Consider the following 15,635-nt stretch of genomic DNA (forward strand, 5'->3'; position numbering starts at 1 on the left):
GCTACGACTTACCGAAGCCCCTCGTCAAGCTCTGACCGTCAAGCCCTCGTCTTCAGGAAGTCCTCCCACGTCACGGTGCCGAGGTCGGCCTCCGGACCGGGCAAAACAGCCCCATCGCGTACGGCTCGGTAGGCGCCCCCGGCTGCGCGCACGGGCAGCACCGCGCGACGGCGGCCGGTCGCGTGCAGCCAGAGCCGGAACAGCTCGGCCATCGGGTAGACCCGCGGTCCGGCCAGATCGGGCCGCATGCCGGCCGGGCCGCCGAGAGCGAGCCGGACCAGATGGCGGGCGACCTCGGCGGTGTCCACCGGCTGGAAGCGCACGCCCGCGAGGGCCGGCATGACGGGAAGTTTCGCGGCGGCCTCGGCAACTTTCCACGCCAGATCGTGGAACTGTGTCGCCCGCAGCGTGGTCCACGGCAGACCGGAATTCTCGATGACGACCTCGGCCGCTCGCTTGCGCGCGAAGTAGCCGAACATCGCGCGATCGACCGCGCCGGTCACCGGGATCCGCTCGCAGCCCACTACCGACACGTAGACCATGTGCGGTCTGCCGGCGCGGCTCGCAGCGCGTACCAGATGGGTGGCCTTTCGATCGTCGTTCTTCGCGGTGCCGGCCAGGTGCAGCACCGTGCCGACCCCGTCGAGGGCCTCGTCGAGGCCGAGACCGGTCTCCAGATCGCCGGTCAGATGGCCCGGGATCGTCTGGCGGGTCAGGACGCGCACCTCGGCGCCGGTCTCCCGCAGCAGCGGGACGACGTGCCGGCCGAGCGTGCCGGTTCCGCCGGTCACCAGAAACATCGTGCCTCCTCTTTCGCATGCGATTTCCCGACTTCGCGTCGCCGGTTTCGTCTTCACGTCGCGGGCCCTCTTGTTCGCGTCGCGGCGTGCCTCCGTTTCGCGTCGCGACGCCCTCTGTTTCGCGTCGCGGCGGCCTGTTTCGCGTCGCGGCGTCCCTCTCTTCGCGGCGCGGGCATTCCGCATTCCACGTCGGAGGTTTCCCGCATGACACGCGGCGGGGCGAAGATGTGACCGATGCACGGGCTGACCGAGAACTTCGAGGCGGAGCGACCGCGGCTGCGCGCGGTGGCGTACCGGATGCTCGGCTCGTTCAGCGAGGCCGACGACGCGGTGCAGGAGGCGTGGCTGCGAGCCAGCGGCGCCGGCCTGGACGGCGTGGCGAACGTGCCCGGCTGGCTCACGACGATCGTCGGGCGGGTCTGCCTCAACGTGTTGCGCGGACGCCGCGCCCGGCCCGAGGTGCGGATGCCCGACCCGGTGGTGAGCCTGCCGTCGGGACCGGACCCGGAGCAGCAGGCGCTGCTGTCCGACCGGGTCGGCATGGCGCTGATGGTCGTGCTGGACTCGCTCGGTCCGGACGAGCGGCTCGCGTTCGTGCTGCACGACCTCTTCGCGGTGCCGTTCGAGGAGGTCGGCACGCTGCTCGACCGCAACGCCGCCGCGGCCCGGCAACTGGCGAGCCGGGCGCGGCGGCGGGTGCGCGAGCAGGCACCCTCCCCCGATCCCGACCCCGGCCGGCAGCGCGAAATTGTCGACGCGTTTTTCGCGGCGGCCCGCGACGGCGATTTCGACCGGCTCCTGGAGGTGCTGCACCCCGACGCGGTGCTGCGGGCCGACGGCGGCCCCGGGCGGCCGCATTTCACGGCGCTGCTGCGCGGCGCCCGCGGCATCGCGGAGCAGGCGACCGGGTTCGGCCGGTTCGCGCCCTACGCCCGCCCGGCGCTGGTCAACGGCGCCGCCGGCCTGGTCATGGTGGCCGAAGGCCGGACGCTGACCGTGATGGCGCTGACCGTCCGCGACGGCCGGATCGTGGCGATCGACGTCCTCAACGACCCGAAGCGCCTCAGGACGCTTCCGGTGCCACCGCTGCCGCCGGTGCCACCGCCGCCGGCGTCGGCGCTGCCCCCGGTGCCACCGCCGCCCCTGGTGCCAACGCTGCCCCTGGTGCCCCCGGCGCCACCGCTGTCACCTCCACCTCCAGCACCGCCCCCGGCAGGAACAGGGCGCTGACCTGCACCGTCGTGCTTGCCGGTGGCGGGGCGCCGGTCCCGGCGAAGAGGCGGCGGCGGACGGCGCCGTAGGCGGGCAGGTCGCCGAGGTCGGTCATGAACGTGCGGATGTGCAGCACGTCGGCGAACGTGGCGCCGTGCGCCGCCAGCAGGCCGCCGATGATTTCGAAGATCCGCTCGGCCTGCTCGCCGGCGTTGCCGGGCGCGACAACTTTCCCGTTGTCGTCGACACCCACCTGGCCCGCCAACAGCAGCAGGGCGCCGCCCGGCAGGTCGAGCCGGGCGACGTGGGCGAACCGGTCGGCGAAAGGCGCGGCGACAGTTTCCGGATTGTCGAGGGTGAGTTTCATGCGGGCCACGCTAAGCTTCCGTGACCGATGCGGCCGACGAATGTCTCGCATGCCTGGCATGCTTCGACAGCATGGATACCCAACTCCTGGAGATCTTCCGGACGGTCGCGCACCTCGGCTCGATCACGGCGGCGGCCCGCCGCCTGCGGTACACGCAGTCCGCGGTCTCCCGGCAGATCGGCGCCCTGGAAGCCGAGCTGGGCGGCCGGGTCTTCGACCGGCTGCCGCGCGGGGTCGCGCTGACCGAGGAGGGTCGCGCCCTTCTTCCGTACGCGACGCAGGTGCTCGACGGGCTCGACGGCGCCCGCCGCGCGGTCGAGGAGGTGCGGTCGCTCGGCAGCGGGCGGTTGCGGGTCGGCGCGTTTCCGACGGCGGTCGCGGCGCTCGTGCCGATGGCGCTGGCCAGCTTTCGCGAGGCGTACCCGGAAGTGGGCCTGACCCTCGTCGAAGGCCGCACGCCTCGCCTGCTGGACCGGCTCGCCGCCGGCGAGGCGGACGTCGCCGTGGTGAGCTCGTCGCCCGCCGGGCCGGTCGATCGGGCCCGTTTCGAGCTGCGGCATCTGCTCGACGAACGGATGCTGGTCGCGCTCCCCCGCGGTCACCGCCTCGCGCGGCGCCGCACGGTGCGGCTCGATGAGCTGGCGGGGGACGCGTTCATCGCCGGGTCGGCCACGGCGGAGGAGACGCTGCTGCGGGCCTCGTTGCCGTCCGGCTTTCGCCCGCGGATCGATATCACCGCGGCCGAGTGGACCGGAAAGCTGGGCTGCGTGGCCGCCGGCCTCGGCGTGGCGCTGATCCCCGCCCTGGCCGCCGGCCGGGTGCCGCCGGGGATCGCGGTGCTGCGGCTGCACCGCGACGACGAGTCGATCCGGCACATCTACGCGGCCACGGTGCCCGGCCGGAGTCTTTCCCCCGCCGTCACCCGGTTTCTGACGCACCTGACGACGGCGGCGTCCGCATTCGGCCGCGACGCCGGCAGCTCGGCGCGTCGTCGCTGACAGCGCGTCCTTGCCGATCACGTCGAGGAACGACTTGAACAGCCCGCTGCCGCCGAACGGCCGACCGCGGTCGAGCAGCACGTCGGCGGCCTGCGCGGTGTGCCGCGGGCCGAACAGCCACTGGGCCACGGCGTCGGCCGGCGCAGTCGCCGCGAGGCTCTACTGGGGATCGGCGTCTGCCGTGACGGTTCGGCGGTCGTCTGCCTGCCTCGTGGTGAGGCCTTTCCGGTCGAGGAGCTCCAGCAGCGGCACGGCCACGCGGCGCGTCGTGCCGAGCGCCTTTCGCGCCTCGCTGAGCGTGAAGGGCTGCGAAATTTCCCGGAGCGCTTTCGCGGCCCGCGCGGGGGCGTCGGACCGCAGAACCACGTTGGGAGCCAGCTGGACAAGGAGCCCGGCGCGGACGGCGGCGGCCAGCTGCCGAGCGCCCAAACCAAGGTCAGCGAGGTCGTACGCCTCTGGCGCGATGAACGGGCCCTTCCCGGCGAATGCCTTGTCCACGGCGTCGCGCAGCTCGGCCGGAACGGCCTCGTGGCCGGCTCCGGCGACGCGGCCCGACCGGATCGTCAGCGGCGGCCGGACGAGGGCCTCGACCAGGGCGCGATCGGGCAGCTCCATCCGGTGCCGCAGCGCCTCCAGCGGGATGCCGGGTTCCAGGGGGTGCTCGGAGCGGTAGCGGGCCACCTCCCCGGGGAGCCGCGCGGCGAGGGACGCCCAGTGGGCGGGGTCGGCGAACCACTCCCCCGCCACGGGCGCGCGGTCGATCGGGACGCCCATGGTGGTGAGGTCGTCCCGGTGGACGAGCAGGCGGCGTCCCAGCTCGGCGGCGAGGTCGGGGGTGCCGGTCACGCCGGCCAGCTCGGCGGCGCGGGCCGCGGCGGCGCCCCGGCGGGACAGGCCGGGCGGGGTGACGTCCAGGACGGTGACGCCGCCGGCGATATGCCGGCGGCCGGGGTCGCGCACCAGGGCGCGGTCGCCGAGCCGCAGCGGGAGCGGGTGGGACAGGCGCAGCCGGGCGGTGTCGGGACCCAGGGGGCGGACCCGGGCGGGGACGGCGGCCGATCCGATGTGCAGGGTCAGGGTGGCGGGGAGCTCCCTGGCCGGGTCGCCGTGGACGCGTACGTCGATGAGCTCGGTGAAGCGGAAACGATCGGGGGTCAGCAGGGCGGCGCCCCGGGCGGCGCGGTCCTTGCCAGTGCCGCGCAGGTTGACGGCGACGCGCGAAACGGCGGTCACCTCGGTCCGGGTCTCGCCGAGGGTTTGCAGACCGCGGACGCGGACAGTTTCGTCGCCCAGCCGGAACTCGTCGCCCACCCGGATCGTGCCGGCGCCCAGCGTTCCGGTCACGACGGTGCCGGCGCCCTTGATGGTGAAGGCCCGGTCGATCCAGAGCCGGACGGGGGCGTTGCCGTCGGGGGTGGAAAGTCTCCGGACGAGGCGGTCGATGGCCGCCCACAGGTCGTCCAGGCCCGCGCCGGTCGGTGCGCTCACCGCCAGCGGCTCGGCGCCGGCCAGGGTGGTACCGGCCAGCTTCGCGCGGGCCTGCGCGATGGCCGCGCCGGGGTCGGCGAGGTCGGAGCGGGTGACGACCAGCAGGCCGTGGCGCACGCCGAGGGCATCCAGCGCGGCGAGGTGCTCGGCGGACTGCGGCATCCAGCCCTCGTCGGCCGCGACGACCATCAGGGCGGCCGGGACCGGGCCGACGCCGGCGAGCATGTTGGGCACGAAACGTTCGTGCCCGGGGACGTCCACGAACGCGACAGTTTCGTTGCGCGGTGTCGTGGTCCACGCGAAACCCAGGTCGATCGTCATGCCGCGGCGGCGTTCCTCGGCCCAGCGGTCGGGCTCCATCCCGGTCAGGGCGCGGACCAGGGTGGACTTGCCGTGGTCGACGTGGCCGGCGGTGGCGAGAACGTGCATGGTGTTACGACCGGCCGGCGACCCGGAGGACGGCCGCCACGAGCTCGTCGTCGGACTCGGGCGGGACGCAGCGCAGGTCGAGCAGGAGCTGGCCGTGCTCCACCCGGCCGACCACCGGCGGTGTCGTGGTGCGCAAACTTTCGCCGTACGTGTGCGGGAGCGAGAGTGAGCAGCTGCGAAGCCGGACGTCCGGCGCTCCGCCGCCGCCGACGACGGCCTGGGTCTCGACCAGCGTGACCGGGACGCCGTGCTCGGCCAGGCGATCGGCCGCCGCCTGGGTGCGGGACCGAAGCGTCGGCTCGTCCATGCGCAACGCCTGCCAGGTGGGGGTTTCCGGTCCGGTCAGGGTCGCCTGGAGGGCGGCGAGGGTGAGCTTGTCGACGCGCAGGGCGCGGGCCAGGGGGTGGCGGCGCAGGCGCTCGACGAGCGTGGCGTCGCCGAGGAGCAAGCCCGCCTGGGGGCCGCCGAGGAGCTTGTCGCCGCTGGCGGTGACCAGGGCGGCGCCCTGGCGCAGGCTGGTGGCGGCGTCGGGCTCGCCGGGCAGGAGCGGGTCGGGCCGAAGCAGCCCGGAGCCGATGTCCGCTACCACCGGCGGGCCGAGCGTGGCCAGGTCTCCGACACTTGCCGCGCTGGTGAACCCGCTGATGACGAAATTGGACGGGTGGACCTTCAGGATGAATCCCGTGTCCGGGCCGATCGCCTTTTCGTAGTCGTCGACGGAGGTGCGGTTGGTGGTGCCGACCTCCCTCAGGCGCGCGCCGGTCGACTGCAGCAGTTCGGGCAGGCGGAACCCGTCGCCGATCTCCACCATCTCGCCGCGGCTGACGACAATTTCCTTCCCGCTCGACAAAGCCGTGGCGGCCAGCACGAGCGCGGCGGCGCCGTTGTTGACCACGTGCACGTCGGCGGCGTCCGGGACGGCGTCCGCCAGGGCGGCCAGGGCGGTGCGGCCGCGGCGGGCCCGGCGGCCGGTGCGCAGGTCGAGCTCCACATCGGTGTGTCCGGAGGCGGCGACGACGGCCTTTCGTGCCGCGCCGGAAAGCGCGGCACGGCCGAGGTTGGTGTGCAGCACCACGCCGGTCGCGTTGAGCACGGGCCGGAGGCCGCCGACGGTGTCGGGCAGCGCGGCCACCGCGGCGTCGGCCACCTGCTCGGGGGCGAGCTGCCCGGCGCGGGCGCGCTCCTGGGCGGCGACGACGGCGGCCTTGACGGCCGCGCGGCCGATGGTCGCGGCGGCGTCGGCGAGGCGAGGGTCGGCCAGGACCACATCGGTACGGGGCACGCGCCGCCGCGGATCCGTCATCGCTCGAATCTAGCCGCTCCGTCCGCCAACTTTCGTGGGCGCGCCTATCCCCTGCACCCCGCAACTTTCCGGGCGCGCCCATTCCCTTGGCCCGGCAACTTTCCTGGACGCGCCTATCCCCTCCGCTCGCGAACTTTCCGGGGCACGCCCGCTGCGCATGGCCGGGTCGTCGGTCGGCGGAATGCCAGGTCCGATCGCCGCCAGACGCCGCGGTCGTCCGGCGGCAGGCTCGGGGCATGAGTTCTGGACTTGAGGGCAAGAGGGCGCTGGTCACCGGCGGCTCCCGGAGCATCGGGGCGGCGGTCGCGCTGCGGCTGGCGTCGGACGGGGCCGACGTCGTGCTGACCTGCCGGGAAGACGTCGGGCGGGCCGGGGAGGTGGCCACCCGGATCCGGGAGATGGGACGGCGCGCCGTCGTGGTGCGGGCCGACAGCGCCGACCCGGCGGCGGTGGTCGCGGCGGTCGACCGGGCGGCCGAGGAGTTCGGGCGGCTGGACATCCTGGTGAACAACGCCGGCACGTTCCGGGTGGGGCCGCTCGAGGAACTGGCGCTCGACGACTTCGAGCAGACCGTCGCCGTGAACGTGCGGGCGCCGTTCGTGGCCTCGCAGGCGGCCGTGCGGCACATGGCCGCCGGCGGACGGATCATCAACATCGGCAGCAACATGGCGGAGCGGGCGGTGTTCCCGGGGTTCGCGCTCTACTCGATGAGCAAGACCGCGCTGATCGGGCTGACCAAGGCCCTCGGACGCGAGCTCGGGCCGCGGGCGATCACCGTCAACCTGGTGCACCCGGGCCCGACCGACACCGACGCCAACCCCGCCGACGGGCCGGCCGCCAAGGAGATCGGCGCGCTGACCGCACTCGGCCACTACGCCGACCCGGGCGACGTGGCGGCGGCGGTGGCGTTCCTGGCCGGTCCGGAGGCGCGCTACCTCACCGGCGCGACCGTCAACGTCGACGGCGGATTCACGATCTGATTCTCGCCCGGCGACGCGCTCAAGAAGCCGGCCTCGTCAGGCAGTCGGCGCGGTCAGGGAAACCGGCGGGGACCGGCAATCGGCGTGGTCAGGGAACAGGCAGGGTCAAGGAAACCGGCGCGGTCCAGGAAGCCTGCGCGGTCCAGGAAGCCGGCGCGGTCAGGAAACCGGCGGAATCAGGGACCCGGCGAGGTCAGGGAAACCGGCATGGCCACGAAACCGGCACGGCACGAAGACCGCGCGCCCGGGAACCCAGCGTAGAGGGGCACGCTGCCGCGGACCGCTCAGTGGCCAGGCCGGCCGCCTCACCGAGCCGAGCTGCTCGGCGAGGCAGCCAGCGGAGCAGCCAGCGGAGCAGGCCGACGGAGCAGGACGGAGCAGGAAACTTTCTGTCAGCCTGATCACGCCCCGAGCGGAAAAGGCGCGGCCAGCGAGCGGCTCCACTCGGATGCGGGCACCGGCGGAAGCGGCTAGGGTCGATCCCGTGGGCGTCCGGACCTGGATCGAGGGCTGGCCGGTCTACCGGCAACTGACCGGTACCGACCCGCTGGGCCGCGGCGCGGCCGCGCAGTCCGAGCGGTCCCGCACGCTGAGCCCGCGCACCGAGACCGCCGACCGGGTCGCGCGCAGCGTGTGTCCCTACTGCGCGGTCGGCTGCGGGCAGCGCATCTTCGTCAAGGACGAGAAGATCGTCCAGATCGAGGGCGACCCGGACAGCCCGATCTCCCGGGGCCGGCTCTGCCCGAAGGGGTCGGCCACCCTGAGCCTGGTCACCAGCGACCGCCGGCAGCAGCACGTGCTCTACCGCCGGCCGTACGGGACGGAGTGGGAGCGGCTCGACCTCGAGACGGCGATGGACATGATCGCCGACCGGGTGCTCGCCGCCCGCGACGCGACCTGGGAGGACGAGGACGAGAAGGGCCGGCCGCTGAACCGGACGCTCGGCATCTCGAGCCTGGGCGGCGCGACCCTCGACAACGAAGAGAACTACCTCATCAAGAAACTTTTCACGGCGCTGGGCGCGATCCAGATCGAGAACCAGGCGCGTATTTGACACTCCGCCACCGTCCCCGGTCTGGGGACCTCCTTCGGCCGTGGCGGGGCCACCAGCTTCCTTCAGGATCTGGCCAACGCCGACTGCATCGTCATCCAGGGCTCGAACATGGCCGAGGCGCACCCGGTCGGGTTCCAGTGGGTGGTCGAGGCGAAGAACCGTGGCGCGAAAGTTTTCCACGTCGACCCGCGGTTCAGCCGGACCAGCGCGATCGCGGACACCCACGTGCCGGTGCGGGCGGGCGCGGACATCGCGTTCCTCGGCGGCGTGATCAACTACATCCTCAGCAACGAGAAGGACTTCCGGGAGTACGTGCTGGCGTACACCAACGCGTCCATGATCGTCAGTACGGACTTCCAGGACACCGAGGACCTGGGCGGCCTGTTCTCCGGCTACAACGAGGAGACCAACACCTACGACACGTCCACCTGGGCGTACGCGGGGCACGAGGACCACGTCGGCGACGAAGGCGACGCGCACGTCGGCCGCGAGACGGGCGCGGGCCTGCAGCAGGAGTCGCACGGGCCGCCGATCCCGGGTGACGTGCCGCGCGATCCGACGCTGCGGCATCCCCGCTGCGTGTATCAGATCCTCAAGCGGCACTACGCCCGCTACACGCCGGAGGTCGTCGAGCGGCTCTGCGGTGTACCCGAAGATCTTTTCCGGCAGGTGTGCGAAGCCTGGACCGAGAACTCGGGCCGGGAGCGCACCACCGCACTGGTGTACTCCGTGGGCTGGACGCAGCACAGCGTGGGCGTGCAGTACATCCGCACCGGGGCGATCATCCAGCTGCTGCTGGGCAACATGGGGCGGCCCGGCGGCGGAGTGCTCGCCCTGCGCGGCCACGCCAGCATCCAGGGGTCGACCGACATCCCGACGCTGTTCAACCTGCTGCCCGGCTACCTGCCGATGCCGCACCACGAGAAGCACGAAACTTTCCAGCAGTGGGTCGACGAGATTCGGCATCCGGGGCAGAAAGGTTTCTGGGCGAACGCCGAGTCCTACGCGGTGAGCCTGCTCAAGTCCTATTTCGGCGACGGGGCGACGGCCGACAACGACTGGGGCTTCGACTGGCTCCCCCGGCTCACCGGCGACCACGGGACCTATCAGCAGGCACTTTCCATGATCGACGGAAAGATCAAGGGGTATTTCCTGCTCGGCCAGAACCCGGCGGTCGGCTCGGCGCACGGCCGCGCCCAGCGCCTCGGCATGGCCAACCTGGACTGGCTCGTGGTCCGCGACCTCTACATGATCGAGAGCGCAACTTTCTGGAAGAACGGGCCGGAGATCGAGACCGGCGAGATCACCCCGGAGACGTGCCGCACCGAGGTCTTCTTCATGCCGGCCGCGTCGCACGCCGAGAAGGAGGGCACGTTCACCCAGACCCAGCGGATGCTGCAATGGCGTGAGAAGGCGGTCGACCCGCCGGGCGACGCGCGCAGCGAGCTGTGGTTCTTCTACCACCTGGGCCGGCGCGTCCGGGAGCGGCTGGCCGACTCGGTGCTGCCGCGCGACCAGGGGCTGCGCAATCTGACCTGGGAGTACGGCGACGACGAGCCGAGCAGCGAGGCGGTGCTCAAGGAGATCAACGGGTACGATCTGACGACCGGGCGCCTGCTCAGCGGGTTCACCGAGATGAAGCCGGACGGGTCCACGTCGGGCGGCTGCTGGATCTACAGCGGCGTGTTCAAGGACGGCGTCAACCAGGCCAACCGGCGCAAGCCCGGGCGCGCGCAGAACTGGGTCGCCGGCGAGTGGGGCTGGGCGTGGCCGGCCAACCGCCGCACGCTGTACAACCGCGCGTCCGCCGACCCGGACGGCAATCCGTGGTCGGAGCGCAAGCGGTACGTCTGGTGGGACGCCGACCGGGGCGAGTGGACCGGCGAGGACGTGCCGGACTTCGAGAAGACCAAGCCGCCGTCGTACCGGCCGCCCGAGGGCGCGACCGGCGTGCCGGCGATCGCCGGCGACGACCCGTTCATCATGCAGGGCGACGGGAAGGGCTGGCTCTACGCGCCGAACGGGCTGATCGACGGGCCGATGCCGACGCACTACGAGCCGGCCGAGTCGATCGTGCGCAACCCGCTCTACGAGCAGCAGGCGAACCCGACGCGCAAGGTCTACGAGCGCGAGGACAACCCGACCAATCCGAGCCCGCCCGAGCAGCACAGCGCGGTGTTCCCGTACGTCTTCAGCACCAGCCGCCTCACCGAGCACCACACCGCGGGCGGGATGAGCCGGCAGCTCGCGTATCTTTCCGAGCTCCAACCGGAAATGTTCGTCGAAGTTTCGCCGGCCCTGGCCGCGGAGCGTGGCCTCACCCACCTCGGCTGGGCGCACATCGTCACCGCCCGCGCCGCCATCGAGGCGAGGGTCATGGTGACCTCACGCCTGACGCCGCTGCGCGTCGAGGGCCGCATCATCCACCAGATCTGGCTGCCCTACCACTGGGGGTCGGAGGGGCTGGTCACCGGCGACTCGGCCAACGACCTGATCGGCATCACGCTCGACCCGAACGTGCTGATCCAGGAGAGCAAGGTCGGGACCTGCGACATCCAGCCGGGCCGGCGTCCGATCGGCAAGGCATTGCTTGCGTACGTCGAGGAGTATCGTCGCCGCGCCGGGCTGATCCCGGGCCACTACACGCCGATCGTCACCACCGGGGACGCCGATGGCTAACAGCCTGTACGGACCGCTCGACCCGGCGCCCGACGCCGGTTACCAGGACGCGCCGCCGCGGATGGGGTTCTTCACCGACACCTCGGTGTGCATCGGCTGCAAGGCGTGCGAGGTGGCCTGCAAGGAGTGGAACGCGATCCCGGACGACGGGTTCGACCTGCTCGGACAGTCCTATGACAACACCGGCGGGCTGTCGGCCGAGTCCTGGCGGCACGTCGCGTTCATCGAGCAGCCGAAGAAGGACCCGGTCTTCCTCGGCATGCCGGGCAACGAGCTGCCGGGCGCCGACCCGGAGGCCGAGCGCGAGGACTTCCGCTGGCTGATGATGTCCGACGTGTGCAAGCACTGCACGCACGCGGGATGCCTGGACGTGTGCCCGACCGGCGCGCTGTTCCGAACCGAGTTCGGCACGGTCGTGGTGCAGCCGGACATCTGCAACGGTTGCGGTTACTGCGTGGCGGCTTGCCCGTACGGTGTCATCGACCGTCGCGAGGGCGACGGGCGCGCCTGGAAGTGCACGATGTGCTACGACCGGATCGGCGACGGGCTGACTCCGGCCTGCGCCCAGGCGTGCCCGACCGAGTCGATCCAGTACGGCGAGCTGTCCGAGCTGCGCCTGCGCGCCGAGGAGCGGGTCGGCAAGCTGCAGGCCGAGGGTGTCTCGTCGGCGAAGCTCTACGGCCATTCCGACGCCGACGGCGTGGGCGGGGACGGCGCGTTCTTCCTGCTGCTGGACGAGCCCGAGGTGTACGGCCTGCCGCCCGACCCGGTGGTGACCACGAAGGATCTGCCGCACATGTGGAAACGCGCGGGACTCGCGGCGCTCACGATGGCCGGCGCGGTGGTCGTGGCGTTCCTGGGCCGCGGCGGAAGCGGGAGGCGCGGATGAGCCCGCGCGGCGACCGGCCGATGGTGCCTCGCGCCGACTTCAAGTCGTACTACGGGCGGCCGATCGTGCGGCCCGCGCCCTGGACGCACGACGTCGCGGCGTACCTGTTCACCGGCGGGCTGGCCGCCGGGTCGGCGCTGCTGGCGGCGGGCGGGCAGGTCACCCGGCGGCCGCGGATGCGCCGGGCGGGGCGGGTGGCGGCGCTGGGGGCGCTCGCCGCGAGCGGGTATTTCCTCGTCGCCGACCTCGGCCGGCCGGACCGTTTCCACCACATGCTGCGCGTCGCGAAACCGACCTCGCCGATGTCGATGGGCACCTGGGCCCTGTCCGCGTTCGGCGTCGCCGCGGGCGCCGCGGCGGTGTCCGAGGCGGCGCCGCTGCTGCCGTCCCGATTCGTCCGGCGGGTGGCGCCGCCGGTCGGAGCGGCGGCCGGGCTGGGCGCGGCGGCGGTCGCTCCGGTGGTCGCGACCTACACCGCCGTGCTGCTGGCGAACACGGCCACACCGAGCTGGCACGCCGCGTACCCGGAACTGCCCTTCGTCTTTGCCGGCAGCGCGCTGGCCAGCGGTGCGGGAATCGGGTTGATCGCGGATCCGGCGCCGCCGGCCCGGCGCATGGCGGTGCTGGGCGCGGCCCTCGAGTTGTACGGCGCGCGCCGGATCGAGACGACGAAGGGACTGCTCAGCGAGCCCTTCACGACCGGGCAGGCGGCCAAGCTGCTGCGTGCCGGGCGCGCCCTGACCGCGGCCGGCGTGGCCGGGGCGGTGCTGGGGCGGCGCAGCCGGGTGGTGTCGGCGCTGTCCGGGCTCTCCCTGCTCGCGGCCTCGGCGCTGACCCGGTTCGGCATCTTCGACGGCGGCATGGCATCGGCGCGCGACCCCCGGTACACGGTGGTGCCGCAGCGATCCCGCCTCGCCGCAAAGATTGACAATCGTCAAAACGGGGAAACCTCGGGGGGTTAAGTCCGGGCACGCCGCCGACAGGAGGCCGTGATGGCGACGTCGAGCAACCCCAACCCGACCCGGGGCCGCTGGTGGATCGTGGTGGCCGCCGTCCTCGTGCAGCTCGCCCTCGGGGCGGTCTACGCGTGGAGCGTCTTCAACAAACCCCTGCAGGAGCAATTCGGCTGGAGCAAGACCGAGGCGGTGCTGCCGTTCGAGGTCGCGATCGGCACCATCTTCATCGGCAGCCTGATCGGCGGCCGCATCCAGGACCGGTACGGGCCGCGGCCGGTCGCGTTCGGCGGGGTCGCGCTCTACTCCCTCGGCACCATCCTCGCCTCGCTGGTGTCCTCGTCGGACGAGCTGTGGCTGCTCGTGCTCACCTACGGCGCGATGGGCGGGATCGGGCTCGGCGCGGCGTACATCACGCCGATCGCGATGCTCGCGAAATGGTTCCCCGACCGGCGCGGCCTGATCACCGGGATCGCGGTCGCCGGGTTCGGGTTCGGCGCGGTGGTGACCGCACCGGTCGCGAAGGCGCTGCTCGGCAACACCGACGACAAGCCCAGCGTCTTCCTGCCGCTGGGCATCGCGTACCTGATCGCCGGCGTCGTCGGCGCGGCGTTCTTCCGCAACCCGCCCGAGGGGTACGCGGTGCCGGGCTTCGTGCCGGCGGCGACCGGCAAGGCCGTCGCGGGTACCCGCGTGTACACGCTGTCCGAGGCGCTGCGCACCCGGCAGTGGTACATGCTGACCGCGATCCTGACCCTCAACGTGACCTGCGGCATCGGCTTCATCTCGCAGGCCGCCGACTCGGCCGAGGAGATCGCCGGGGTGGCGGCGACGACGGCCGCGACGATGGTCGGCGTGCTGGGCCTGTTCAACGGCGGCGGGCGCATCTTCTGGGCATGGCTGTCCGACCGGATCGGCCGCATGCCGGCGTTCCTCGGCATGCTGGGACTCCAGGCGATCTGCTTCGCGATCCTGCCGTTCGCCGCGGCGTTCGCCGTGTTCGCGATCCTGGCCGCGCTGATCTACCTGGCGTACGGCGGCGGTTTCGGCACGATGCCCGCCACCGCGGCGGACTACTTCGGCACCCCCAACGCCGGCGCCGTGTACGGCGCGATGATCGTCGCGTGGAGCATCGGCGGCGTGGTGGGACCGCTGCTGACGGCGGCGTTGTACGAGGCGAGCGACCAGAGTTACACGCTGCCGTTCCTGGTGCTGGCCGCCGTGGCGCTGGTGTCGCTGGTGCTGCCGCTGGTGACGAGGATGCCGTCGGCGCCGGCGACCGCGCCCGCCGCGGAGGAGACCGCTCCCCGATCCTGACCACGGCATCGAGCGGGCCGGCGATCGCCGGTCTATCGGATCTCCACGGTCACCTCGCCGGGCCGGGCCGGCCGCAGCTCCCCCACGATCGGGTGGCCGGGGATCTCCCCGGCCACCAGCAGTCCGCCCGACGTCTGGGCGTCCGCCAGTAGGAGAAGCTCCTCCTCGGCGACGCCGCCGGCGTCGAGGTGGGGACGCACCCAGTCCAGGTTGCGCCGGGTGCCGCCGCTGACGAAGCCGTCGGCCAGGGCCCGGCGGGCGTCCGGCAGGTACGGGACCGCCGCCGCGTCGATCCGGGCGGTGACGCCGCTGGCCCGGGCCAGCTTGTGCAGGTGGCCGAGCAGCCCGAAGCCGGTGACGTCGGTCGCGCAGGCCACGCCGGCCTTGAGCGCCGCCTCGGCGGCGTCCCGGTTGAGCGTGGTCATCGCCTCGACCGCCGCCGGGAAGACCTCGCCGGTCGCCTTGTGCCGGCTGTTGAGCACGCCGATGCCCAGCGGCTTGGTCAAGGTGAGCGGCACGCCGGCCGTGCCCGCGTCGTTGCGCATCAGCCGGGCCGGATCGGCGATGCCGGTCACCGCCATGCCGTACTTCGGCTCCGGGTCGTCCACGCTGTGCCCGCCGGCCACGTGGCAGCCGGCCTCCCGGGCGACGTCCAGCCCGCCCCGCAGCACCTCGGCCGCGAGCTCCATCGGCAGCAGGTCGCGGGGCCAGCAGAGCAGGTTCACCGCCACCACCGGCGTCCCGCCCATGGCGTACACATCGGAGAGCGCGTTGGCCGCGGCGATGCGCCCCCAGTCGTACGCGTCATCCACCACCGGCGTGAAGAAATCCGCCGTCGCCACGACGGCGGTCTCGCCGGCGATCCGCACGACGGCCGCGTCGTCGCCGTCGTCGAGACCGACCAGCAGCTCCCCCGTCCCGCGGGACGGGCCGCCGACCAGGCCCGAGACCACGGCCTCGAGCTCCCCCGGCGGAATCTTGCAGGCGCAGCCGCCGCCGTGCGCGTACCCCGTGAGCCGTTTGATCGTCATTCGTCTAGTGTGATGCCCGGAGGCGTTCAGGTGGCTGGTGCCCCTCCCGGTCTTCAAAACCGGTGCGGCCCGGCATCCGGGCCGGGCGGGTTCGATTCCCGTCCGCCTCCGCCAGCCCGCGGTCTCGTCCCGGCG

General features: G+C 72.8%; 11 protein-coding genes, 1 tRNA gene and 2 pseudogenes. 9 read left to right on the plus strand and 5 right to left on the minus strand.

Features of this window, described 5'->3' with window-relative positions:
- Positions 1-38: 38 nt before the first annotated feature.
- Complete coding sequence (locus ACFQS1_RS00420; protein ID WP_378963818.1) at positions 39-800, minus strand: SDR family oxidoreductase; 762 nt, start codon at positions 798-800, stop codon at positions 39-41.
- 234 nt (positions 801-1,034) lie between these two features.
- On the opposite strand from ACFQS1_RS00420, the gene ACFQS1_RS00425 reads away from it, so the two are divergent.
- Positions 1,035-2,030, plus strand: a complete 996-nt coding sequence (locus ACFQS1_RS00425) for a sigma-70 family RNA polymerase sigma factor (RefSeq protein ID WP_378963819.1) — start codon at positions 1,035-1,037, stop codon at positions 2,028-2,030.
- A 7-nt stretch (positions 2,031-2,037) separates the two neighbouring features.
- Here the strand turns inward: ACFQS1_RS00425 and ACFQS1_RS00430 are convergent.
- A pseudogene (locus tag ACFQS1_RS00430) lies at positions 2,038-2,265 on the minus strand (Rid family hydrolase); the annotation flags it as partial.
- Here ACFQS1_RS00430 and ACFQS1_RS00435 point away from each other — a divergent pair.
- Together ACFQS1_RS00435 and ACFQS1_RS00440 are read left to right on the plus strand one after the other, a co-directional pair.
- Entirely contained in the window at positions 2,167-2,403 is a 237-nt protein-coding gene (locus ACFQS1_RS00435) for a hypothetical protein (protein WP_378964642.1), read from the plus strand. The pseudogene ACFQS1_RS00430 and the gene ACFQS1_RS00435 overlap by 99 nt on opposite strands.
- Positions 2,404-2,450: 47 nt before the next feature.
- On the plus strand, positions 2,451-3,377 hold the full coding sequence (locus ACFQS1_RS00440) for a LysR family transcriptional regulator (RefSeq protein WP_378963820.1): 927 nt from the start codon (positions 2,451-2,453) through the stop codon (positions 3,375-3,377).
- Between the two features lie 159 nt (positions 3,378-3,536).
- Here the strand turns inward: ACFQS1_RS00440 and selB are convergent, their stop codons facing one another.
- Both selB and selA read right to left on the minus strand, forming a co-directional pair.
- On the minus strand, positions 3,537-5,294 hold the full coding sequence (gene selB, locus ACFQS1_RS00445) for a selenocysteine-specific translation elongation factor (protein WP_378963821.1): 1,758 nt from the start codon (positions 5,292-5,294) through the stop codon (positions 3,537-3,539).
- A 4-nt stretch (positions 5,295-5,298) separates the two neighbouring features.
- Positions 5,299-6,597 (minus strand): L-seryl-tRNA(Sec) selenium transferase, encoded by a 1,299-nt coding sequence (gene selA, locus ACFQS1_RS00450; RefSeq protein WP_378963822.1) that lies wholly within the window; start codon positions 6,595-6,597, stop codon positions 5,299-5,301.
- 236 nt (positions 6,598-6,833) lie between these two features.
- Between selA and ACFQS1_RS00455 the strand changes: the two genes are divergently transcribed.
- The 5 genes and pseudogenes from ACFQS1_RS00455 to ACFQS1_RS00475 all read left to right on the plus strand — a co-directional run bounded on the left by ACFQS1_RS00455 (position 6,834) and on the right by ACFQS1_RS00475 (position 14,469).
- Positions 6,834-7,577: an SDR family NAD(P)-dependent oxidoreductase gene (locus tag ACFQS1_RS00455; RefSeq protein WP_378963823.1), complete on the plus strand. Its 744-nt coding sequence runs from the start codon at positions 6,834-6,836 to the stop codon at positions 7,575-7,577.
- Positions 7,578-8,061: 484 nt separating this feature from the next.
- A pseudogene (gene fdh / locus ACFQS1_RS00460) lies at positions 8,062-11,307 on the plus strand (formate dehydrogenase); the annotation flags it as partial.
- The gene (locus tag ACFQS1_RS00465; protein ID WP_378963825.1) at positions 11,303-12,199 is read left to right on the plus strand and encodes a 4Fe-4S dicluster domain-containing protein; all 897 of its coding nucleotides are present in this window, start codon (positions 11,303-11,305) and stop codon (positions 12,197-12,199) included. The pseudogene fdh and the gene ACFQS1_RS00465, both read left to right, overlap by 5 nt.
- Positions 12,196-13,161 carry an NrfD/PsrC family molybdoenzyme membrane anchor subunit gene (gene nrfD, locus ACFQS1_RS00470; protein ID WP_378963826.1) on the plus strand — a complete coding sequence of 322 codons (966 nt, stop codon included), beginning with the start codon at positions 12,196-12,198 and terminating at the stop codon, positions 13,159-13,161. The genes ACFQS1_RS00465 and nrfD overlap by 4 nt, the downstream gene beginning before the upstream one ends.
- Before the next feature lie 30 nt (positions 13,162-13,191).
- On the plus strand, positions 13,192-14,469 hold the full coding sequence (locus ACFQS1_RS00475; RefSeq protein WP_378963827.1) for an L-lactate MFS transporter: 1,278 nt from the start codon (positions 13,192-13,194) through the stop codon (positions 14,467-14,469).
- Positions 14,470-14,501: 32 nt separating this feature from the next.
- Here the strand turns inward: ACFQS1_RS00475 and selD are convergent, their stop codons facing one another.
- Positions 14,502-15,500 (minus strand): selenide, water dikinase SelD, encoded by a 999-nt coding sequence (gene selD, locus ACFQS1_RS00480; RefSeq protein WP_378963828.1) that lies wholly within the window; start codon positions 15,498-15,500, stop codon positions 14,502-14,504.
- 18 nt (positions 15,501-15,518) lie between these two features.
- Between selD and ACFQS1_RS00485 the strand changes: the two genes are divergently transcribed.
- Positions 15,519-15,614 (plus strand) — tRNA-Sec (locus ACFQS1_RS00485).
- Positions 15,615-15,635 lie beyond the last annotated feature (21 nt).

The organism is Paractinoplanes rhizophilus (genome assembly GCF_042664765.1).
Lineage (GTDB): Bacteria > Actinomycetota > Actinomycetes > Mycobacteriales > Micromonosporaceae > Actinoplanes > Actinoplanes rhizophilus.